The sequence below is a fragment of the Paenibacillus sp. LjRoot153 genome, from assembly GCF_964253085.1.
Taxonomy (GTDB): Bacteria; Bacillota; Bacilli; order Paenibacillales; family NBRC-103111; genus Paenibacillus_E.
Map to the genome: position 1 here is coordinate 6,327,458 of NZ_CAXUQH020000001.1, position 22,250 is coordinate 6,349,707.

Annotated in this window: 17 protein-coding genes; 5 read left to right on the forward strand and 12 right to left on the reverse strand. The window is 44.9% G+C overall.

The features are described from left to right. Positions 1-37: 37 nt before the first annotated feature. The 6 genes from ACSQ8P_RS27315 to ACSQ8P_RS27340 form a co-directional block, all read right to left on the reverse strand. Positions 38-2,683, reverse strand: coding sequence for a LuxR C-terminal-related transcriptional regulator (locus ACSQ8P_RS27315; RefSeq protein ID WP_436238069.1), 2,646 nt, complete (start codon positions 2,681-2,683; stop codon positions 38-40). A 123-nt stretch (positions 2,684-2,806) separates the two neighbouring features. Next, positions 2,807-3,640, reverse strand: coding sequence for a (2Fe-2S)-binding protein (locus ACSQ8P_RS27320; protein WP_436238070.1), 834 nt, complete (start codon positions 3,638-3,640; stop codon positions 2,807-2,809). A gap of 407 nt (positions 3,641-4,047) precedes the next feature. Further along, positions 4,048-8,478, reverse strand: coding sequence for a chromosome segregation ATPase (locus tag ACSQ8P_RS27325; protein ID WP_436238071.1), 4,431 nt, complete (start codon positions 8,476-8,478; stop codon positions 4,048-4,050). Further along, on the reverse strand, positions 8,462-9,223 hold the full coding sequence (locus ACSQ8P_RS27330; RefSeq protein WP_436238072.1) for a DUF6063 family protein: 762 nt from the start codon (positions 9,221-9,223) through the stop codon (positions 8,462-8,464). The genes ACSQ8P_RS27325 and ACSQ8P_RS27330 overlap by 17 nt, the downstream gene beginning before the upstream one ends. Continuing rightward, positions 9,207-10,733, reverse strand: coding sequence for a replicative DNA helicase (locus tag ACSQ8P_RS27335; RefSeq protein ID WP_436238073.1), 1,527 nt, complete (start codon positions 10,731-10,733; stop codon positions 9,207-9,209). Before ACSQ8P_RS27335 ends, ACSQ8P_RS27330 begins: the two co-directional genes overlap by 17 nt. Beyond that, positions 10,721-11,767 carry a Wadjet anti-phage system protein JetD domain-containing protein gene (locus ACSQ8P_RS27340; protein WP_436238074.1) on the reverse strand — a complete coding sequence of 349 codons (1,047 nt, stop codon included), beginning with the start codon at positions 11,765-11,767 and terminating at the stop codon, positions 10,721-10,723. The genes ACSQ8P_RS27335 and ACSQ8P_RS27340 overlap by 13 nt, the downstream gene beginning before the upstream one ends. A 222-nt stretch (positions 11,768-11,989) precedes the next feature. Here ACSQ8P_RS27340 and yhbH point away from each other — a divergent pair, with 222 nt between their 5' ends. Together yhbH and ACSQ8P_RS27350 are read left to right on the forward strand one after the other, a co-directional pair. Next, positions 11,990-13,147, forward strand: coding sequence for a sporulation protein YhbH (yhbH, locus tag ACSQ8P_RS27345; protein ID WP_068662927.1), 1,158 nt, complete (start codon positions 11,990-11,992; stop codon positions 13,145-13,147). Then, complete coding sequence (locus ACSQ8P_RS27350; RefSeq protein WP_436238075.1) at positions 13,144-14,577, forward strand: SpoVR family protein; 1,434 nt, start codon at positions 13,144-13,146, stop codon at positions 14,575-14,577. The genes yhbH and ACSQ8P_RS27350 overlap by 4 nt, the downstream gene beginning before the upstream one ends. A 43-nt stretch (positions 14,578-14,620) precedes the next feature. Here ACSQ8P_RS27350 and ACSQ8P_RS27355 read toward each other — a convergent pair whose 3' ends face one another. Then, positions 14,621-14,905 carry a Uma2 family endonuclease gene (locus ACSQ8P_RS27355; RefSeq protein WP_436239616.1) on the reverse strand — a complete coding sequence of 95 codons (285 nt, stop codon included), beginning with the start codon at positions 14,903-14,905 and terminating at the stop codon, positions 14,621-14,623. 226 nt (positions 14,906-15,131) lie between these two features. Here ACSQ8P_RS27355 and ACSQ8P_RS27360 point away from each other — a divergent pair, with 226 nt between their 5' ends. Both ACSQ8P_RS27360 and ACSQ8P_RS27365 read left to right on the forward strand, forming a co-directional pair. Next, complete coding sequence (locus ACSQ8P_RS27360) at positions 15,132-15,770, forward strand: spore coat protein (protein WP_436238076.1); 639 nt, start codon at positions 15,132-15,134, stop codon at positions 15,768-15,770. 86 nt (positions 15,771-15,856) lie between these two features. Continuing rightward, the gene (locus ACSQ8P_RS27365; RefSeq protein WP_436238077.1) at positions 15,857-17,191 is read left to right on the forward strand and encodes an amino acid permease; all 1,335 of its coding nucleotides are present in this window, start codon (positions 15,857-15,859) and stop codon (positions 17,189-17,191) included. 7 nt (positions 17,192-17,198) lie between these two features. Here ACSQ8P_RS27365 and ACSQ8P_RS27370 read toward each other — a convergent pair whose 3' ends face one another. The 5 genes from ACSQ8P_RS27370 to ACSQ8P_RS27390 form a co-directional block, all read right to left on the reverse strand. After that, positions 17,199-17,972 carry a YqcI/YcgG family protein gene (locus tag ACSQ8P_RS27370; protein ID WP_436238078.1) on the reverse strand — a complete coding sequence of 258 codons (774 nt, stop codon included), beginning with the start codon at positions 17,970-17,972 and terminating at the stop codon, positions 17,199-17,201. Between the two features lie 102 nt (positions 17,973-18,074). Next, positions 18,075-18,701, reverse strand: coding sequence for a LysE family translocator (locus ACSQ8P_RS27375; RefSeq protein ID WP_436238079.1), 627 nt, complete (start codon positions 18,699-18,701; stop codon positions 18,075-18,077). Positions 18,702-18,770: 69 nt separating this feature from the next. Next, positions 18,771-19,361 (reverse strand): DUF1989 domain-containing protein, encoded by a 591-nt coding sequence (locus ACSQ8P_RS27380; RefSeq protein ID WP_436238080.1) that lies wholly within the window; start codon positions 19,359-19,361, stop codon positions 18,771-18,773. A gap of 256 nt (positions 19,362-19,617) precedes the next feature. Continuing rightward, positions 19,618-20,721 carry an ABC transporter permease gene (locus ACSQ8P_RS27385; RefSeq protein WP_436238081.1) on the reverse strand — a complete coding sequence of 368 codons (1,104 nt, stop codon included), beginning with the start codon at positions 20,719-20,721 and terminating at the stop codon, positions 19,618-19,620. After that, positions 20,718-21,665 carry an ABC transporter ATP-binding protein gene (locus ACSQ8P_RS27390; RefSeq protein WP_436238082.1) on the reverse strand — a complete coding sequence of 316 codons (948 nt, stop codon included), beginning with the start codon at positions 21,663-21,665 and terminating at the stop codon, positions 20,718-20,720. The genes ACSQ8P_RS27385 and ACSQ8P_RS27390 overlap by 4 nt, the downstream gene beginning before the upstream one ends. A gap of 228 nt (positions 21,666-21,893) precedes the next feature. On the opposite strand from ACSQ8P_RS27390, the gene ACSQ8P_RS27395 reads away from it, so the two are divergent. Beyond that, positions 21,894-22,106 carry a hypothetical protein gene (locus ACSQ8P_RS27395; protein WP_157257133.1) on the forward strand — a complete coding sequence of 71 codons (213 nt, stop codon included), beginning with the start codon at positions 21,894-21,896 and terminating at the stop codon, positions 22,104-22,106. Positions 22,107-22,250 lie beyond the last annotated feature (144 nt).

Here is a 22,250-nt window from a genome sequence, read left to right on the forward strand (position 1 = left end):
TCCAACGAAGGATATATACGATGGTTATATCTTGTGCTCAAAGTAACCGATGTTGATTTGCTTTCTGAATCGCTTGCGTTCTCCCGCTTACTTGGAGCTTACTGTACACCCGATGAAGATGAAGCTTTACCGTACCTTGCGCAAGTACTAATTTCTCAGCAATGTCCTTGTTGGACAATCCCTCTACTAGAAGCTGCAAGACCTCTTTTTCACGAACAGTCAACATAAACACGGAAGATGCTTCGCGATGGTTTCCTCGTTCAGTTTGTCTTCTCTCCATGGAAAGAGATAGAACGACTTGAAGATAGTGGATGGAAACCCCATCTGCTTGTACTTCAACCATGTACTTGTTCTTCCGCACATCCGCATATTGACGCAACAAATGTTCAATATCCCTATCGATAAAAATGCGAAGATAGCCCTCCCTTTCACCCAGGATTAGAGCTTGATGGAGATGAAGCATACAGGTATGAGGGTTGTTCATTCTCCCATGTATCTGCGAGAGTACTAATAGAACTTCTAGCTCCGTCATGATTCGGTTGGAGGTTCTCGCTTTCTTTAGGAGCTGCTCACACCAAGAAAGTGCTTCTGCCCAGTTTTCTTTGGCTAGTAATGCCTGTATATAGACCAGAAGTTCAAAGTCTTGGTCGCCATTAATCTCAATTCGCCTACTCCACGGCGACGTTCTCATCCAGTGATCCACCGCCTTCATCTCTTCGTTCTCAAGTCGACATCGAGTCAGGAAAGCATGCAATAAACCGTGCCAATGTGAATGATGAAGATGGGTCAATTTAAGATGATCCAACGCATCGTGAATGATGGCTATCGCCTCTTCTTTATCCTCTCTCTCCCACAGTATTTTCGACTGTATAATGATTGCGGGAACATAAGCCCCGATTACGTTATTCCGTTTAGCGATGCGGATGGCATCCTCAGCTAGACGTAAAGCTACCGGTAATTGATTTTTTTCATAACAAACCTCACATAGAGCTGCCCGCTGATAAGCCGTGAACGGAAACTCATAAAACCCGTTCTTATCAATAAACTCACCATAAAATCGGTGATATCGTTCTGCCTTCTTGATTTGTCCGTTAAAGCCATAATAACTTCGGATGAATGGAATTGTCCCGTCATTCAGCTCCATACCTAATCCAAATAGCATCGGCAACCCTTCAATATTGGGGAGATTCTCATCATCATACATCTCTTGCAACATGGCATAACATTGCTTAAAATCACCATGCAGCATCGCCTGAAAGTTTTTAACAACCTTCATATCTTCCCGTATGCCAATGTAAAGCGAATCCTTCCTACTAGTGGGTGCGTCAAGCTCCTTTTGCAAAGTTTTCACGTGCTTATCCATCTGCTCTTGGTGACCCATGAACAGCTCCGTCCATATTTGAATGATCAGTATGGCCGGGCGTTCTCGGATGGGAACAGGTAATTGAAGCAACCAACGATGCAATGTGGTTAGTTCCCTTCTTTTCAACAACTCAGTCGCAATCGTTAGTATGATCTCAGAGGCTTTATCGAATGCACCTGCTGCCAAGGCATGTTCAATGGCTTCATCTAAGTAATTGTGCTTTTCGAACCATTCGCAAGCTGCTAAGTGCAAGGAAATAACTTCTTCGGCATGATGCTGTTTTAGACGGCAGCGTAAAAAATCGGCAAATAAGTGATGATATCGGAACCATTTACCTTCAGCGTCCAAAGGAATGACAAACAAGTTGGATTTCTCCATTTCTTGCAATCGTCCTTTGTAAGCAGGTTCCCCCGTCAACACCGCGCAGAGCTCTGCATTCATCCTCTCCAACAGGGACGTTCTTAATAAAAATGAACGAGTTCCCTCGGGTAAGTGCTCAAAAACTTCCTCCATTAAATAATCGACAACATAGCGATGGTCACCCTTAAATTGATGCAAGGCATCCTGTTGACCTGATAAATGGGATAATACAGCTAGTTGGAGGCCGGCTACCCATCCTTCCGTACGTTCAGACAACAGTTGAAGTGATGTTTCATTAGGTAAGACACCTGTTTGCCGATGCCAGAATGCTGCTATTTCCTGTTCCGTAAATCTTAATTCCGAGAGGTTGATTTCATTGAGTTGACCCTTAACACGTAATTGGCCAAGAGCGATTGGAGGTTGTTTACGACTGAGTATACACAAGTGTATCTGAGTGGGCATTCGCTCAACAAAAAAAGCGACTAAACGATGTACCTCATCTGATTCAATCAAATGATAATCATCTAATACAAGCAGGATTGGATCCGGGATGTTAAATAAATCGTTGATTAGCCAAGAAATCATTTGTTCAGGTGAAAACGACATTGTCTTCAGTAAAGAAAACGATTTATGACCAACACTGGGACAAATCCGATTAATTGCAGCAATGACATACGTCCAAAATCGAAGCAAATCATTCTCGCCTTGATCTAACGAGACCCAACTTACAGGTATTTGCCCTTGTAGAATCCATTGACTTACCATCGTCGTCTTTCCGAAACCTGGAGGAGAAGTGACCACAGTCACTTTGCAATCCATCGCCCTAGACATCTTCTCCATCAAGTGTTCTCTGGCAACAAAATAAGAAGGCTGATGCGGAATATATAATTTCGTGGTAAGCAGGGGATAGTCGTCGAATAAAGACTTACTCAATTCATCATTTGGTTCCTGACCTCGCACACACAGGTCCTCCTTTGGAAGTAACTAAAAAGTCTACCTTATCTCAACTACGTAGCCGCGGGAGATTAGAGACAGACTTTTGGGAAACTGTTGTAACCGTTCCAGTGGACGTGTATGAGTGCGTTATTTCGCAACAATTCTAGCAACTGCCGCTTCAGCGAATTGAACTCGCAATTGCTCTTTGCGCTCTTCCCGCTCTTGCGGTTTCATCCGGGGACACGTATAGCAATATTGCCCGCCTTCCGTTCGGTAGTACATACAACAGGCCGTCTTCATTTTAATTTTCGTGTCGGGCTCGCCGGGATTACCAGGGTAATCTAAAGTCACAACCTTGACATACAAGGGGTTCCGGAGTCGGCCGAATACCTCACCTTTCAACTCTTTCGTAACGAATAGATAGTCCTCTTCATAACGAGCATGCCATTCTTCTGATGTATTCGCTTCTTTCCATTGTCCAAAAATAAACCGAAGGCGCATAGGTATAATTTTCCACAAATGATTAATATCTATATCAACAGCGACGGCGATCGCTTCGGCAATTGGCCGGATCGTCCCAGCATACCAGTGGGATAAGTGCTCTTCACGCCATTCACTTCGAAGTCCGCACGGCGGACCGTTAAGCTTTCTTAATTCTTGAAGTACAATGCGGAACTCAATGAACCCCTTCTCACTTCGATACATTTGCAGCGACCATAACTCAGGAGAAAGATCAAATAATTCATCATGTGTAATCATGTACTGCATCGCTGCATTCAGACCTCCGAGACGGCTGATCAAATAGGCTCCAGCAGCTGCGGGTTCGAGTGCTTTCATCAGCGGCGAGTAAGCAGTTATGAGCTCTTGCATCCCTTTTTCCGTTAAAAGAAGCTGCCCTGCCATCGTGAAAAGCGGATCTGTATGGGACTCCAGCATAACTCCGTAATTCTCAGCTATATAAGCCTGAACCGATGTGCTCATGTACCTCTCCTTGTCGTTAGCGTATTTCACCCAGCGAATTCTCTTAGGAACTAGTATATCATTTCCTTCCATCTTTGAAGTATCTAAAAAGTCTGCTTGCTCTCCGAAGCGTAGCCACAGGAGATTAAGCAGACTTTTTGTAAAACAATGGACTATAAAGCCAACCCATGCCTAACGGACACAGCGAACGTTATTAAGCGACAAAGTAGCCATTACAAATTCTAACTGACAACATGGCCGTTATTCCCCTGTTTGGGGCATAATTTTGCCTCCAAAACAGTAAATAACGTCGCTGGAGTCCGTTACACGAGGAGACTGTCTGCTTTTTTAGAAATAGCGTCGTTCATGTCCATTAAACGGGGAAATACAGCATACAATCCCGCCTTGTTCACGAAGTAAAGCCCACCCTAAATAAATAACTCCATCTGCGTAACATCACCTATACGCTCTAACGCAATCGGCGCATGATCACGAAAATAAGCTTGATTAATTTCCTTTTCTTTCGTCATGACCAGCTTGTTACCATTTGCCGCTTGTCTAAGTCTACAGCTAAAGACAACTGGGAAATAATCTTTGAGAAATTTTCCTTCTGCATGCGCAGTTAGCGCGATAATTTGAAAGCCAAGTTGCTCAGCGATAAAAAATACAGGACTTAATACATGATCACTCGATGCCTTACCGAAGGGATTATCGAGAATTACGGTGCGATGTCGCTTCATGTTCGCTTGAATATGTTGGCGTTTTTCAGCGACATAGTTGAGCAGACCTAAGAATAACGTCATATTTTTGCTCCATTTTTCCCCGCCAGACCAATTATTAGACTGTTCCCAAGAGAAGGAAGCCTTCGTTACGTTGTTCTCATTGGTTACTTTACGGCAAGATACTTTCATCACTTTTTCTTGCAGAACAATCTGCAGAAGCTGCTTGGTATCTAACCATTTTTCGATCTCTTTGCGAACCGTTGATTTCACTTCTTGATCGTTATCATCGCGGTAATGTCCTTTTTCCAGTTCGCTCAAAATCCATTCCAGATGCTTACGCAGATGATCTTTAGCCTCAAGTTCATCCCATTCTGGAATCAGAAATGAGTAAATGAACTTCCACTGGTCTTCGACCTTGACCCTCGTTTTATTCGGAATATCTCGTAGTTCTGATGCGATCAACTTCAAATGGCTGTGCACATGAATAATATACTGTTCGAGCTGTTGATTATGTGTACGCATTGTCTCTTCAGCTACATGATTGACACGTTCGATTCGGCTGTGCATTTTCTGCTGAAATTGCGTTAGTTCCTGATAGTTATCCTTTTTCTCGACACCTTGCTCAGCCATGTCTCTCATTTTGACATCCTTGATTTGTTTCCGGCAAAAATCAATAAAATGCAGTCTGGCCTTTTTCACAGACGACTCTTCTGCTTCCAATTCTTTCATCAGGGCAGTTAGCGACGTCACGGATTTCCGTACCGATTTCATTCTGTCATTGGGAAATTCCGCTTTCTGCTCCTGCGTGATAATAGCTGCCTGAATGAGTGGATTTTCAAACCCGTGCAAGATTTTGTATTGATTTAAGTAATCGATCACTTCTCCGATTTTACTTAATTGCGCTTGGATTTGCGTGTGTTGCTGCTGTAAGCCCAACTTCTGCTGTTGCAGACGTGCATCCTCACTCTGGACTTGGGCATCCACTACGCTCAGCGACTCTGTAAAGGTGAAAGGCCGTTCTTCCGCATGCGTGCCTCTATACTGCTCGATCAGTAACTTAATCCTCGTTGTTAGTTCATCAAATCGTTTCTCAACCCGCACGAATTCTTCCTTATCGCGAGCCAATCTTGATTCGTGTTCCTTGAGCTCTGACAATAGCTGCGACATCTGATCTTCACCCGTCACAGAGAAGGCAAGCTCCTCATTCAAATTCAAGTCAGCTTGTTCCAATCGAAGCTTGCTCATATCCCTCTCCAACGTTATTCTGCTTGCTTTGGCATGGCTTAACTCCGTTTCAAGCTGCTGCCGCCCTTGGGAAATATGATTGAGCTTGAGATGCAAATCTTTTCTTTCTGTTTTCAACCAATCTAAGCTATGATTCGCTTCAATGGGCTGCACATCCCCTAATTCGATATACAGATCCTGACTTTGAAGACTCGCTTTCTCCGTTTTCACAACGCCCATTCTGCTTTTCACAACATCACACTGCAGCTTCACTTGCTCCATCGAGCGCCTTCTGCTTTCCAGCTTATTTTGTTGATCGTCAGACTGCTCTATAAGCTGGTCAATGGCCACATTCAAAGTAACGATTTCTTTGCCCAGAGCGATATATTTTTGTCCTTTTTCAATCCATTGTTGGAGCTGTACCATTTCCACTTTTTGCTCGTCCAGTACGGCATTATGCTGCTGAATCGTCTGTTCTACCTGACTTATGGACTTCTTAATGGCCTCCTCTTGGCCCTCTAGCTCACGTACAGAATCGCGTGTAATTCCTACTCGCCTTTCCATTTCTTGTACAACCTCAAGTGGATATACCAACAGGAATCGGCCAAAAGCGGCTTGAAGATCAGAAGTACGCTGCAGATCACTTTCCTTCTCTTTGCGCGCTGCCCGAACTTCTTCACCTTTTTGGGAGATCGTATGCTTCCAGTTGATGAATTCCATATCCTCCACATTATCACGCCAATGCTGTGGTTCAACCCACGCGCTATGCTCTGCGGCTACCGGTGTATCACTATTAGCCAAACACGCCGCTTCCCGAGAAGAGATCACTTGAATCGGGAACTGCATATCTTCGGCATATTGCCGCAGCTTGCTTGTGACTAGTCCAACCTCGCCTTCCGTCGTAATCAACGTTACGGACCAGAGGGGGTGAGTCATCGCCCGCTCAGTTAACTTCAAACTCTGCAAATATTGAATACCTGTCTCCAATAACGCGAACTGATTTCTCCACTTGTCCACCAAACCTGCCACATAAACATCCGCAAAAAATGTAGGCTGGGCGCTGTAATCATCGATATAGCGGAAAGCTAGACGCTCTTTCAGCAAGTAAGCTTCCTTCTCAAGCAGCAGCTTTTCAGTATCCTCTCTAAGTCGTTCTTCAATCGAACTTTGCTTCTCATAAACGGAGGAGAGTCTCCCCCATGAAGACTTGTACGAAGCGATTTCTTCAAGCATGGATTGATGCACTTTTTTAAATGCTTCGAGGTTGTGCTCTGCACTGGCACGTTCCACGTAGGCGATCTTAAGACTTTCACTCACACCTACTAGTTGACTCTCACTTTCCTTTTTACCGAATGCCAAATCCTTATTCTTCTGCACCAACTGCACATTGCCCTCATCCAACTTCTGGTATCGCTGAATCCATTCCGTCATGCTGCCTTCCATGCTCTCCACGGCCGGATTGGCCAGAACATTGACTCTCAGCTCGTCTTTATCTTTCTCACGTGCTTGCACAATGGATCTATGTTCAATTAGCTGTTTGTTTAATAGCTCTAGTTCACTTGAAAGCTCATTCAGAACCGTTTCCTCTAGGTTCAACCTATTCTGATGAGCAGCTACTTCCTGACTGAGTTTCTCTTCTTCAGCTTGCCATTCCTGTTCCATCTTGCTGTAAATACTGCGAATTTGCCCGCCATTCTGGATCCATGCTTTCCGCAAAACATCCTCTTCTTGGGTATTACCGAATTGTGCAAGTTCGCGCTGCACATAGTTCATGCGCTCCTCGGCAGAGGTCCACTGCTGCCTGTAATCGGCCAAACGCAAAGAATAATAGCTCTCTTTAGCACTCCGTACAAGCTTTTCTTTAAACTCAACGTCCTCCTCAACCAATCTGAGTTTTGTTTCCAACACGGATTGTTCCTGCTTTTGCTTCGCAATATGAAGCGATTCCTTCTTCCGTGCCAATCCCAGCAATTGCTGGTCACATGCTGACATCATCTGATGCCACTGCGAGAGCTTGGTAGTTTCCTCATTTTTCTGTTCATTCACGAGCAACCAATAAGCCTTCGTTTCAGCTTGAGCGGCTTCATACGCCATCTGCTTCGTATCCATATTGGCAAAACGAAGAACATACTGGTCCAATTCAACGAGAATTTTTTTATTTTCTTCGATTTTTTCTTTTAATTCTTTATATTTTTTGAAGCTGTCCCTGTGCATTTCAAAATTATTCGCGAATTCGCCTTGTTCGTATCCAGCCATGGCATCTTCAACCGTCGGGATCAACAAGCGATCAAACAACTGGCTCATCGTTTTACATTCATCAAAAAAGCTTTCCACACCGCCCTCTGAGCTATTGATCTTCGCGATACGTTCCCATTCTGAGGCAATAATGTGGTAATCATTTTCCAATATTTTTTTGTATTCTTTCATCGTGGGAGGCAGTTTCGCGTTCATTCTTTTTAACGTCATCTGGTGGTAATAATCATGAATTTCGCCTCTATCTGCTGCTCGAAGATGGCCGGCGCTTTCCTTAACAAAAGGAATCCGATCAATGGCATCCGGATCAAGCACCGGATAGTCATAGACATACCGATACGAATCAATTCCTGTTGCTGTCAAAAATAAACTGATGCATGTCACTACATATCGCCGAGGCCGTTCGCTTAAAATCCACTCGATCGCAATATGCGCAGGACCATTTTCGAGACTTAAGGTGTCTTTTATTTTACGTCCGGCAAGCTCCTCATGCGGTAGGATGGCTTGAATGGCAGACTGGATGAAAACTGTCTTGCCTCCTCCATTTTCCAGCAGGATCGCACCGTTATGCCCATCGAAATGAAATAATTCGTCGTTGTAGCGCTTGTTTCCGTCCTCATAGACCACATTCGTAAAACGTATTTTAGAGATCGCTGGCATGTTCGCTTCCCTCCCCCTCAAACGTATCGTTTTGATATAAAAACTCCAAAATGCCGCGGTTATATTCCAACTCCATAAAATAGCGCTGCACAACCACTTTGGCCTTTTCGGTCAACGTAATTTCCTGATTACCAATGTCAGTCACCAGTTCTTGCGTGATGAGAAACTTACGGACAGAATCCATAAAGCTGACCCTGCTGATCGTATTCCCACTTTGCCTTGCAGCCGTCTCCTTGATATCGTCCATGGCATCCCATTTTTCAATCAAAGATATCCAGTTATAGGAGAACTCCTTCTCCATCTCTTTTAATTCCGCTTCCGGATGTGTCTTCAATAAGGCAATTCGCTCATTCACAAGCGCTGTCCACTCTTCGATCCCGATAAAACTTCTCGTTGGCTCCATCGTTTGGTAGCTATCATAGAAGGCGCCAATGAGCACAATAATGCTGACATACATCAGATAAAGATCCGCGTTCACGGCGTTCGCGCGTAGATAAGTTCGTTTAATCACTTCGTTATTCATATGAAAAGGCGATAGCCGTGTCTCCGGAATCATATACAACTGTTCGCCGGCAATGATCGTTACGCAATCGACTTCTCGCGCGAATTGATCCACAAGACCGCGTATCACATCATCCGCCATGTATTCTTGGAGCCACTCTTTCCCTACCTCGTTATCACGAGCGAGCAAGGTATAGATTCGAAAAGCTTTCATTACTGTTCCATTTTCAAGTCCGATTGTCATCCTGTTCTCCCCACGAAATCAACATATTCTGTATGCTAAACCTATCATTCACTTGAATGATTTCCTTTTGTTCAATAACGACCAAACAGCGATTCCCCAGAAGTGCATACATATCTTCCAGTAACGTTCCCTGCTCTTCATTTTGCTGTTTATCCTGATCCAACGCCCGAAGGGGGCTTCTTTGATGCAGAAAAATCCAAAAATCATAGAAAGCTCTCTCGCCCAGCAATCTTGCACTTTCTCTCTCTTCGAACCGTTGGATAAAAGATTTCAACTCGACGCAGCCCTGCTCTTCCATCAATTGCAAAAGCTGCTCCATCAGAAGTTTGTACAACTTTTTCTGCATCGTCTGGTACCGGTATTCTTCGCTGTCTCCACCAATTTCCAGAAACGTATCATCCCGCTCCTGTCCGCTGCTGTCTTCCAGCAAGTTTTGCTCGGCCCACACCGTCAAAAGCGACCACATCTTGGTCTCCTGAACCGGTAAGAACGGGGCTATCACACCTTTCATCGTCTCCGGAGGCAGTGGCGTACTAAAGATAAGAGATGCAATATCCTGATCGAAATTAAAGGAATCGAGTCCCGTATAATACAAGGATTCTTGCGCTGCACCTAAGGCATGTGATTTCAACACCATACTCTGATGGAAAAGAACGGAATGCTCGCCATGTACCTTCTCCAGCTCATTGGATATCCGTAAAATTAACTCATAAGGTCGTTGATCCACCTGTCTAACGGTCTGTGCCTGAACGCGATCCTTGGTCTCTTTCACGAATTGTCGTAATTCCTCAAACTCCTCATTCTCCATTTGCAATCGCAAATATATATCTTCTAGCAGACCTTTATATCGTCCAAATGTTTCTTCCGACACAATATTTCTTTTCAGCTCATGTTCCAGCTTGACCATCCGCTCCTGTAGTGCTTCCACGTCGATCCGCATTTCATTAATTTGCCGCAGGGCGCCTTCGAACTCGCCCTTCTCCAACTGTTTGCGCAATACTAACTGATGAATTGACAATTGGAATTCGGTATAGAATTCCTTGGTCGCAAAAATAAGCTCCAATCCATCCTCGTCGAGCGTGTAGTACTGCGTATTCGTTTTTAAGTCGAAGGCATTCGCTTTCAGAATCGATATATAAATATGCTCCGCCACCCCAGATTCCCAGTTCATAAACGTGAAATCCCGTTTTTTCCCTGTCGTTGGGCGAAACACTTGCGTGATCTGCCTAGCTAAGTCCTCAAATCCAGCTTCATCCAAATCAATGAAGATCCCCGTCACTTTCAAAAGAAACTCGGCTAAGTCCTTGACGCCAGCCTTGTTATTTCGCATCAACTTCTGCTCGAAGAAGTACAGCAGCGTTAACAACCCAAGTTCCATGAAATCAATCGGTTTATTTTGTCGATCTGTTTGCCGCTTTCTCTGAAGCTCATAAAGCGGATCAAAAAGTGCCAGCTTGGTCATACGTTCCCGAAACCCGGAAATCACTTGACCAATTTCTACGTAGTCCATGCTGTGTGCCTCCAAATCCTGCAAAGCTCGTGTGTTGGTACTATTTCTTGAGGAAAATAACCGCCCTCTGCTAAACAAAGGTTAATTAATTTGTGTTCCTCCTCCGTAAAATGAGACAGAAAATCTTGCAGAGCCTGCTCATTGCCACGTTGGTTCTCTTTCCCATAAGCAAACTCTCGGCTCAAACATGCTCTGTAAAAGGGAAGTGCCAGACAAGCCGGTTTGCCAAAAAGGGCAAGCACCCTCTCATTGAATAGATGCCATATGGAAATTCCTTCTCTATCGATATCGCCAAAATAGTAGAATTCATGCGCAGCTTCCTTAAGCGGAAGCTGCATAGACAGCATCTCGATACTTTTCGTTACACGATATCCGCCACCAAAAATTAAGGTAGTGAACGGAACATCCGGCAACGCCTGAAGTAGTGCTTGATAGGTTGTTTTATTTTCAACGATCAGATGCTTATGTACTGCTTTAGTTAAGCTATATGGATTCACAGCAAACATCAAGGGATCTTCCACGGGAATAATAAGAAACTTGTCCCACAAACCGATTCGCATCAGCAACTCTTTCCCTTGCTTCTCTGTTATCCATTTCTCATCTGCGACCAGCTCAAAACTTCTTTCCGGTGCTGGTACTGGGATGCTCGGAAACATCTCCCTCTTTAAATAGGCATCGATCCGTTCAATAAAGGGCCTGTCTTGCTCCCAAATCCCAGCTCCTGAAGAATAATAGCTATCCAGTTGAATAGAAGGATGTAGAAGCAATCTGGCCTGGTGGATATCCTTATGTGTATCTTCCTTTAAACGATTCTTCTGCACTCTATATTGATAAGCAAGGGATGGTAGTTTACCCGTTCTCCCTTTGCTCTGAACCATCTCTATTAGTTCCTCAGCTTCAAGCTCCAGTACAGACTGCGAGAATTGTTCATAGGTACATGGCTGACCTAGAAAAAGGCGTTCTAAATCATGAAGAGAAACTGTGGCTTTCTTTACTGATTGTAAGTACGTGCGTATCTGATTGCTGGGGTCCATTATATCATTACTCCTACTTGAGTGAGATTGTTCTATTATATCAGAAATTAACTTCTAAACAGTTCAACTAAGGTTACTGAAAATATTACCTTCTTTTTTAGATAAATTCCCACAGCAATTCACCACATATCCCCCGCACACTTGAATATATTTAATAACAAGCTTTATTTCCCTATGTCTGATTAGCGTTCTGCTTATCATAAACGCCAAGGAGGTGTCCCCATGACAGAGCCCTTATTTATCGTTTCCAAAGAGGATTGGTCACTCCACCGCAAAGGATACCAAGATCAAACCAGACATCAAGAGAAGGTCAAAGATGCCATTAAACAGAACCTTCCTGATCTCGTTACAGACGAAAGCATTGTCATGTCCAATGGAAAACAAGTCGTGAAGGTACCGATAAAAAGCTTAGACGAATACCGTTTCCGCTACAACTTCAACAAAGGCAAGCATGTCGGTCAAGGCGACGGCGATTCGCAGGTAGGCGATGTACTGGGAACAGACCCGCAGCCTGCACAAGGTCCAGGTAAAGGCGAAGGCGCGGGCGATCAAGCCGGCGATGATTATTACGAAGCCGAAGTGAGTATGGAAGAGCTGCAAGCGATGCTATTCTCCGAGCTCGAGCTGCCGAATTTGCAGCAAAAAGAGAAGCGGAACATGACATCCACCGAAGTTATTTTCAACGATATTCGTAAAAAAGGGATCATGTCCAACATCGACAAGAAACGGACGATCCTCGAAAATATGCGCCGCAATTCGCGAGGCAGCTCACCGGGTATTCATCATATCTCACCAGATGATCTGCGTTTCAAAACATGGGAGGAAATCGAGAAACCGCATTCGAATGCGCTTATTATTGCCATGATGGATACCTCTGGTTCCATGGGCTCCTTTGAGAAGTACATAGCCCGCAGCTTCTTCTTCTGGATGACCCGCTTCTTGCGCACGAAATATGAGAACGTTGAAATCGTGTTTATCGCCCATCATACCGAGGCTAAAGAGGTTACAGAAGAAGAGTTTTTCACGAAAGGCGAGAGCGGGGGCACGATCTGTTCTTCGGCCTATCAAACGGCGATTGATATTATTGATAAAAGATACCCTCCTTCTCAGTTCAACATTTATCCATTCCATTTCTCGGACGGCGATAATTTAACCTCCGATAACGAGCGATGCGTAAAGCTGATCACACAATTAATGGAGCGCTCAAACATGTTTGGCTACGGGGAAGTGAATCAATATAACCGCAGCTCTACGCTGATGTCCGCTTTCCGCCATATTAACAATCCGAAATTCCTGCATTACGTCATCCGTGAAAAAGGTGAAGTGTACAAAGCGTTAAAAACCTTTTTTACCAAAAAGGAAGGAGTGCCTGCACAGTGAGTAAATCCGAAATCCAAAAGCTAGAATATGCCATTGATGAAATTACGGAGATCGCGAAAGGCTTTGGGCTCGACTTCTTTCCCATGCGGTACGAAATCTGTCCGGCAGAAATTATTTACACCTTCGGTGCCTACGGGATGCCGACGCGCTATAGCCACTGGAGCTTCGGTAAAAATTTCCATCGCATGAAAACGCAGTACGATTTTGGACTTAGTAAAATTTACGAATTGGTCATCAATTCGGACCCGTGCTACGCCTTCCTTTTAGACGGAAATTCGCTGATTCAAAATAAACTGATCGTCGCGCACGTGCTTGCCCACTGCGACTTTTTCAAAAATAACGCACGCTTCTCCAAAACGAATCGCAATATGGTCGAGAGCATGTCCGCTACCGCTGAACGCATTCGCCAATATGAAATCGAGCATGGGATCGATGAGGTTGAACAATTCATTGATGCCGTGCTTGCTATACAAGAGCACATTGACCCTGTATTAACGCTAACTTATGGCCAAACTCGCAAACGCCAAGAAAATAACAAAGCAGCTACACCAGCGGTACGCTCGGAAGCCACCTACGGGTATGAAGATTTATGGGACTTAGATAGCCGAAACAAGGCTGCTGACTCCTTGGATAAAGAAGATACGAAACGTTTTCCACCGAAGCCTGAAAAGGACCTTCTTCTATTTATCGAAGAAAATGCGCCTTACATGGAAGAATGGCAACGGGATATCCTGACCATGCTGCGCGATGAAATGCTCTACTTCTGGCCGCAGCTTGAGACCAAAATCATGAACGAAGGCTGGGCTTCGTACTGGCATCAACACATCCTGCGCGAATTGGATTTGACCGAGGAAGAAACGATCGAGTACTCCAAGCTGAACTCCTCCGTCGTCGTTCCCTCTCGCCATTCTTTGAATCCTTATTATCTGGGCGTCAAAATATTTGAGGACATTGAAAAGCACTGGGATGCGCCGACGGAAGAAGAAATCCGCAGATTCGGACGGAAGCCTGGGCAAGGCAGGAAAAAGATATTCGAAGTTCGCGAATACGAGTCTGATACCTCGTTTATCCGCAACTATTTGAATAAACCACTGGTTGAAGAGTTAGATCTGTACGTGTTTGAGAAGAAAGGACCCGAGTGGAAAATCACAGACAAAACGTGGGAAAATACGCGAGATCAGCTCATTTACTCCAGAGTGAATGGTGGTTTCCCTTACATCGTGGTGGAAGATGGCGACTATCAGCGCAACGGGGAGTTGTATCTAAAGCATGCTTTTGAAGGCGTGGAGCTGGATCTGAAGTATGTGGAGCGGACACTGCCGTATATTTATAAACTGTGGGGTAAGACCATTCATATGCATACGATGGTCGAGGATAAGCCGGTGTTGTTTAGTTTTGATGGGAAGAAGCATCATCGACGGTTTTTGTAAGAGAAAGCCCAACCCTTGAAGGGTTGGGCTTTTGGGTGTGCATTTATTCTAAATTAAATAACTTATCTAACGGCACCTGTAAATCTTTGAATATGAAAGACTGGATCGTATTTTGTTCCGGTTCCGTATACAGTTGACGAACCTGGTAGCTGCCATCCTGCAGCGAATATACGTGAACCGTTCGGTTCCCTGGATCGACAATCCAATACTCCTGTACCCCATATTTCTGATATAAATTAAACTTCTCATTAAAGTCTTTCAATGCGGTAGAAGGGGATAGACCTTCAATGATTATTGTTGGAGCACCCTGACAGCCACTTTTTGAAATTTACTCCTTCGAGCAAACCACTGAGAGATCAGGTTGGGCCTCCTTCTGATTTTACTTTGACATTTACTAATTGTAGCACGATCAAGTAAGTCGTTGCCAACTTTTACACCCGCGGCTCCCTTATAAGTGAGCAATTGCCAATAGATGTTATATCCATGTATAAACCAACGAACTATGACTAACATTAACGAAGTTACATTACCTCAATTCCAAAGGAGACTTCGTTATGCAACAGGAAATGCAGCCCAATTATCAAACGCAAACTACGCCTAATACAAACCACGGTGGTCATGAGCTTTTCGATTTACATGAGGTGTTGGCTTGTACCATTAATGTGCTGGACCAATTCATGATGTTTAGACAGTTTGTACAAGATAGCGAGCTGCTGGACATTCTGGATCGTCAATACCAGTTCACACTTGCCCAGTACAATTTAACCGCTGAGTGTTTCACAACCGGACAAAAGCCAAGCCAAGAAACGTCCACGTATATGATTAAGCAATTATCGGAGCCGATTTACGGCATTAAGCCAACCCAACCGAAAAAGCCAAACCAATCGCTCGCTGATGTCAAGGATGCGGGAATAAGCGGGCATATGATAGGTCTGATCAAAACGCATGCGTCTTTACTAACCATGACAGCCGTGGAAGTGACGAATCCCGTCGTTCGGCGTGTATTAGCCTCTCAGGTACAAAATTTCATAGAAATGGCTTATGAAATCTTCCTTTATCAAAATAGACTTGCCTACTACCAGGTGCCTCAATTAGAAGCTTCCGATATGCAAAGCATGCTGACAGCATTCGTCCCAGCAACCGGGGCGCCACAAATGCCGCCTAATAACAAAGCAGCAGCGTCTGTGCACTAGCTAGCAGCTTGTGAAGCCCAGCATCAGCCTAAAGGCTGCTGTTTGGGCTTTCTCCTATTAACCAGGGATATGGAGGTCAATGACGGATGGTGACATTGCGGCATACGAACAGTGACAACAACACGAACAAGCTATCCTGGTGGCAGTTAGCTTTATTCGGAATTGGCTGCACAATAGGAACAGGTTTCTTCCTTGGTTCCAGCATCGCCATTCAGAAGAGTGGGTTTGTGGTTGTTTTTATTTTTTTATTGGCAGCACTAGCCACCTTATTTGTATATGAAGCCTTAGCACAGATGACGGCTGCCAACCCAGAAAAAGGGTCTTTTCGAAATTATGTTAGGGAAGCATATGGCCGCTGGGCAGGATTTGGCGTGGGATGGTTGTATTGGTCCTCGGAAATGCTCATTTTAGGTAGTTCCTTAACGGCAATTGGAATTTTCACGCAATTTTGGCTTCCTAATCTGCCACTCTGGTTGTTGACTGCTTTCTACTCGTTCCTTGCCCTTCTTGTTATTATTCTTGGCTCCAAAGGAATTAACAAAACGGAGAATATATGCGCTATCGTTAAAATGGGGGCAGTGTTCCTATTCATCGCCATCGCAGGAATTGCTTTCATCAAAGGAACCCATGGCATAAACGCGATTCAGGGCAGTACGGCTCATTGGATTGGTTCAGGTTGGACAGGCGCATGGAAAGGACTTTTGTATGCGTTTTATGCGTTTAGCGGCATAGAGGTCATGGGCTTTATGGCCATCCATTTGCGAAATCCCAAAGAGGCTTATAAAGCTGGGAGGCTTATGCTGCTTACGATCACCGTGCTCTATGTGTTATCTATTAGTTTAGCGCTTCTTTTTATCACCAAGGAGCAATTAACATCTGATAAAAGTCCGCTGCTTCTCTCTCTAGGCATTATGGGGTTACCTGTGCTAGTGCATATGATGAATGGGGTCCTAATTATTGCAGGGTTTTCTATCCTCGTTGCCTCGCTATACGGCGTATCTACGATGCTAGTTGCTTTAGCAGAAGGCGGTGATGCTCCGCCATGGCTGGCCGATAGGAAAGGCAAGAAGCAGTTACCTCTTTATGCACTAGGTGTGAATACAATGGGGTTATGTGTTTCTATCGTCCTTGCACTAGTGATGCCAAGCCATATCTTTGAGCATATGACCACGGCAGGGGGATTGGTTCTCCTATATACGTGGTTGCTTATCGTTGCATCGTATCTCAAACAACTTCGCCCAAATCTTAGCGGACAACTGAAATCTTGGACCGCGATCCTTCTTATCATGGCAGCAGCAACAGGACCACTCCTGGAGATAAGCGGTAGACCTGGGTTTTGGACAAGCCTTCTTATCGTCATGGTGATTGTCATAATCACGTTGTGGATGAAGCATAAATCGGCACGAAGAGAGCCTGCGTAACCTTATTCTATTTATGGAATAGCACGCCCACGGCTTTTAGTTTATTTTTCATATACGTGTAGGGACATTTAGAAGGGATGCTTTCGTCATCACGCAAGAAGTATTGCTTCCATTCTTGGTTATCCTCTTGTCCGTACCATTTCAGAGAAGGATGTGCAGGGACACCGTCGTACGCCACTAATTTTTGGCGAATACGTCTTTTCATATTGCGTCCAAAAGGGGTAGAATCGTTGATTTCTTCAAACACCCATCGCGGTTGGAATGCAATGAGGAAATGTGAAAACATTCGGCTTTTTCTAACCACATGGGCAGGAGTTCCGCAAAAGGAGAAATACGGCTGCCCATCACAACAAAATTCCCATGAATGGTGCGAAGGATCCTTTGAAATATTTGCAGGCCATGGCGCTTCATCTTTGGCGCTGACTCGGCTTAGAACAGACCAAAAAAGCCGCTCGTAATCTTCTACAGAGAAGCTATTCAGCATGTCTACAGGTGTTTGGAAAAATATAACCAGAGAGGCAAATTTCCCTGTTTCCCGTGAGCATCGGCCATATGACTGCAAGAGTTCCACTGTGTCAAGGGCAGCTTGCTCTGATCTTGGATCTGCTGCAAAGCCAAAGCGCAGGTTGTTGGTAAGGAAGCCTTGACGGCCAGGTATACAAGGATACGTATTTCCTGGATCTGCAATCATATTGCCGAATTGACGGAAGGCATCCTGCTGCCATGCGCCAAGAGTGGTCATATGTGCATCAAGCCAGTCTTTGGCATATAGATCAGCCATGTGGTAATAACCTCCTTCGTAAGTACGAAGCATACTATGCGAAGGAGAATAGATGGGTGAGTATCCCGGTCAAGAGGTACAACTGACCGTTCAAACCTCTGGCTAACCCGTTAGCTGCTTATAAGCTTGATAGCCAAAGTAAATTCCGAAGCCAATGAGAGAAAGGCCAGCTGCTACAGAAATCATTTGCAGAGTAGTACGATTCCCGAACTTGTGGAAGGTGCTGGCGAACGAGGCCATGGCAACATCCCATAGAAGGATGCCCGCAAAGATACCTGAGCTATGCCAAAGCACTTGGTTAAGACCATAATTCTGCACACTTTCGGCTAAAATGGAGCCATAAATACCGAGCCAAAACAAGATATTTAGCGGATTGGTAAGTGCCATAATAAATCCGGAACGGAAGGATCTTACGCTGGATTGGACCTCACGAGGGCTGGCTTCCTGGGTTATCTTCACGTTTCTTAGCGTATCAACGCCCGTGTAGATAAGTACAAAACAGCCAAACAACCAGAGAAATGTTTTCATAAACGGGGTGGTTAAGAAATGGGCTAAACCAAAATAAATAAGCAGCATATACAGCAAGTCGGCACACATCGCGCCCAATCCGATCAACCATGCTTGCGTAAAGCCAAATCTGGCTCCCTTATCGAGTTGAGCAGCGTTTATAGGACCGATGGGAGCCGATAACGAAATTCCAAGAAACAGATAAGTGACAAAATCATGCATAACTTCGCCCCCTGAATATCAACTAACTTGTACAAGTTATTGTATGTCGGGTGCTATTTCATTAGAAGATCAGATGATGTCAACGCGAATAGGTGTACACTTGTATCCATTGCAGAGACTTTCTTCGCAGGGACAAGCAGAAATAGCCACAATCAGATCCATTTCTGCACGAAGCTCGATATAATCTCCTGCTTTGGATAGAGGCTTCTCTATACGGATTTGTCCGGATGCCTGAATGATGGTGTTCATGAATAGATTAAAGGGATAATGCTGATCTGGGGCGGGGATCTCAAATGGTGCCAGTGCTTCATTTAAGTTCATATAGCAGCTGGTGTGGTCTCGCTTATTGTACAGCAACTCGTACATTTCAGGCCGACAGGCCGAATTAATCCAATCGTGCTGTCCTACCGTATCCCTAATGATAGTGAGCATAGGCGTATATTTATTGGAGTAGATGATATCGCCGGGCTTCACTTTCATCGCATGTAAAGCGTCCATCGTAACACTAGGGTCAAGTCGCTCACTGATATCATCCCCACGATAGGCCACAAAGTCGGCAACTTGTTCTCCCTCTACATCCGTAACCCGAATCACTTGACCCATCTTGAGCTGGAGACCGAGACCCTCTGTAGCCGGGATTAGCCATTGCTGTTTACTCATTCAAATCCTCCTAATTGTAGGTAAGTTACCCTTACAGTATGGCTTATCGTTCGTGAATATATGATAACTGTGAGCAGAGTACCTATAGGGCTATGAGCGCGCTTCGCCTAGACCGAAGCCATAACTCCAGTCTAAAAAGCCCAACCTCTGAGAGATTGGGCTTTCAGTTTGCTCTGAGGTCCCTTACCTGTGGTAAAGCCACCATAACGGATCATTAGAAACAGTACGTCCGAGTCTCTCGTTTAGTAACACGAGCCTACTCCCATTTAAACGTAAACGTAGCCACGATGAACGATACGACCAACCAAATGGCCAACATCAGCCCTTCCTGCCACAGATCCCCAATGCCAGCACCCACATTCATAATCTGCCGAAGGGCCGTGCTGAGCTGAGTAATCGGGATCGATTTCACGATCGGCTGCAAGAACTCCGGCATGCTGGAAACGGAGAAGAATACGCCGCCCAAGAACATGAGCGGGAACGAGATTAGTCCGGAAATTGGCCCGGCACTCTCCGGGGTTTTGGCCACACCAGCGATGATAAAACCGATGGACATGAACGTCAATGTACCCATGACGATAAACAACAGAAGCAGCCACCAGGAGCCATTCACCTGCGTGCCGAAAATCAAAGCACCGACAAGCAGTACGATTAAGGCTTGCGCCGTGTTCATCACAAGGCGTGCAGTAATTTGCGCGGCGATGAACGTCGATGCCTTCAGCGGTGTACTTTGCATGCGTCGCAGCACACCCCGCTCCCGCCATGAAGCGATTTGTCCCGAGACGCCATTTAAATTGTTGGTCATGATCATCATCGCCAGAATGCCCGGTACAAGGAAATCGATGTAGCGAAGCTGTAAAGCTTGCACGCCCACCGGATCTATACGAACAATCGGGATGTAGTTGGAGATTTGTTTGGAAACACTATCCGCTACCTGCCCGACAGTTTGCAATCCGATCTGCGCACTCTGCTGGTTCGTTTGATCATAATACACCTGCAAGAAGCTTGCCTTGGTGCTATCTGCACCTTTTAGACCTACCGCATGCCCGTAATTTTTCTGAATAACGACGACTAACTTCTGATCGCCATGCTTCAGCTGCTCAAGCGACTTATCCATGTCATCTGCAGGTTTTAGCTTCAAAATACTATTCGCTTGGAGCGCCTCCACCATGACCCTGGATTCTGCAGTTTGATCCTGATCAATGACGACGCCATCGACGATAATATCATTTCCCTTCCCGAGAAAGGAACCGAGCATAATCATGAAGAAAAGCGGCATGAACAAGGTGAATACAAGCACTTGTCGATTACGGACAAAAAAACGAAGCTGGCTTAAGGTCAATTGGATATAAGCATTCATTCTTCTTTCAAGCTCCTTCCGGTCATGGAAATAAACACATCTTCCAGCGTAGCCGTTCGTGTCTGCAAGTCAGCCAATTGCCATCTGCCACCAGCGCTTTTCTCCACGAGATCAATGAGCGATTCCTGAAGCTTATCTGTATAAAGGACGAACACATCCTTTCGCACATCGATGCCCTTGACTTCACGAATATCGCGAAGCTCCTCTACAACCAATTCCTTGTCAGCTTCTACCAAGTCTTGCAATCTAAACTCGATCGCACTATCCGATTGCAAGCTGCTCACTAGATTACGAGGTGTATCCAATGCGACAACTTTCCCTTGATCCATTAAACAAATACGATCGCAAAGCACGTGCGCTTCCTCCATATAATGCGTGGACAGCACGATCGTTTTGCCTCGCTCCTTTAGCTTTAAAATAATCTCCCACAGTGTTCGTCTTGCTGTTGGATCTAACCCTGTTGTAGGCTCATCCAAGAAGATGACCTTGGGATCATTCAAAAGCGCAAGACCAATGGCAAGCCGCTGCTTTTGCCCACCGGATAGATGCTTTACGCGGCCGTTCCTTTTATCAACCAACGTCATATCTTCTAATAGCGGGCCAATCGGAACAGAGCTCGGATAGAAACTGGCATACATCCTCATTATTTCCTCTACCGTCAACAACTCGAATAACGAAGTTGATTGCAATTGAACACCGATGACTTCCTTGACCTTACCCAAATCCTTCTGCGTATCAAATCCTGCTACAATCGCACGTCCGCCGTCTGGCTTCCGCAGCCCTTCGATCATCTCCATCGTTGTCGTTTTCCCGGCACCATTGGGACCTAGCAAACCGAAAACTTCGCCTTGATAGACCTGGAAATTAACGCCCCGCACAGCCTGGAAGGACCCATAATTTTTAATTAAACCATCCGCTTCAATAACAATATGTGAAGACTCCATAATGCTAGCCCCCTTCGCTTCCAAATTTTACGTAACTCACCCTATCATACAAAATAAACGGCTACGCCGTCCATTAAAGGACGGGAGCGATTATGGATAAAACCACCATGAAATATCTACTGACAGAACTAGTGGAATTCCGACAACGCCAATCGACGAACTTATTGAGAAAGGTATGATAATCTTAATATCTACTTAACAAACAAAATCAGAAGGAGATGTGTTGAAGTGAGAATGAATATTTTATTTAATAAGAAGCCGATTTCCGTTAATTTCGTCGGCACGGACCATAAGTTAATTCCCTCTTTGATCAACGCACTTCGCCATAACAAATTCACCACCATGAATTTAGTTAATTCGTTAGAGCGAGTAGATTTATTCAGCTCAGAAGCGATTTTATATGCCACAGATGGGAATAAGGCACGCATACCGATTTTCTAATTCTTTTCGTTACATAGATGTTTCGTGACCAACGCCTACGAATGGTAGATTCCTTCGTAAGCGTTTTTTTTCGTAGATAAATAGGCATATCCCTCCTACTCTTTTCATAGACTAATAGAAATGAATGAGACCACTACAGCTGGG

What these genes read in the sequence shown, in the direction of transcription:
- ACSQ8P_RS27365 (WP_436238077.1), top strand. Translation starts at nt 15,857, where the DNA reads ATGGTGACATTGCGGCATACGAACAGTGACAACAACACGAACAAGCTA.
- ACSQ8P_RS27320 (WP_436238070.1), bottom strand. Translation starts at nt 3,640, where the DNA reads ATGAGCACATCGGTTCAGGCTTATATAGCTGAGAATTACGGAGTTATG.
- ACSQ8P_RS27390 (WP_436238082.1), bottom strand. Translation starts at nt 21,665, where the DNA reads ATGGAGTCTTCACATATTGTTATTGAAGCGGATGGTTTAATTAAAAAT.
- ACSQ8P_RS27325 (WP_436238071.1), bottom strand. Translation starts at nt 8,478, where the DNA reads ATGCCAGCGATCTCTAAAATACGTTTTACGAATGTGGTCTATGAGGAC.
- ACSQ8P_RS27340 (WP_436238074.1), bottom strand. Translation starts at nt 11,767, where the DNA reads ATGGACCCCAGCAATCAGATACGCACGTACTTACAATCAGTAAAGAAA.
- yhbH (WP_068662927.1), top strand. Translation starts at nt 11,990, where the DNA reads ATGACAGAGCCCTTATTTATCGTTTCCAAAGAGGATTGGTCACTCCAC.
- ACSQ8P_RS27370 (WP_436238078.1), bottom strand. Translation starts at nt 17,972, where the DNA reads ATGGCTGATCTATATGCCAAAGACTGGCTTGATGCACATATGACCACT.
- ACSQ8P_RS27330 (WP_436238072.1), bottom strand. Translation starts at nt 9,223, where the DNA reads ATGACAATCGGACTTGAAAATGGAACAGTAATGAAAGCTTTTCGAATC.
- ACSQ8P_RS27385 (WP_436238081.1), bottom strand. Translation starts at nt 20,721, where the DNA reads ATGAATGCTTATATCCAATTGACCTTAAGCCAGCTTCGTTTTTTTGTC.
- ACSQ8P_RS27375 (WP_436238079.1), bottom strand. Translation starts at nt 18,701, where the DNA reads ATGCATGATTTTGTCACTTATCTGTTTCTTGGAATTTCGTTATCGGCT.
- ACSQ8P_RS27335 (WP_436238073.1), bottom strand. Translation starts at nt 10,733, where the DNA reads ATGGACTACGTAGAAATTGGTCAAGTGATTTCCGGGTTTCGGGAACGT.
- ACSQ8P_RS27360 (WP_436238076.1), top strand. Translation starts at nt 15,132, where the DNA reads ATGCAACAGGAAATGCAGCCCAATTATCAAACGCAAACTACGCCTAAT.
- ACSQ8P_RS27380 (WP_436238080.1), bottom strand. Translation starts at nt 19,361, where the DNA reads ATGAGTAAACAGCAATGGCTAATCCCGGCTACAGAGGGTCTCGGTCTC.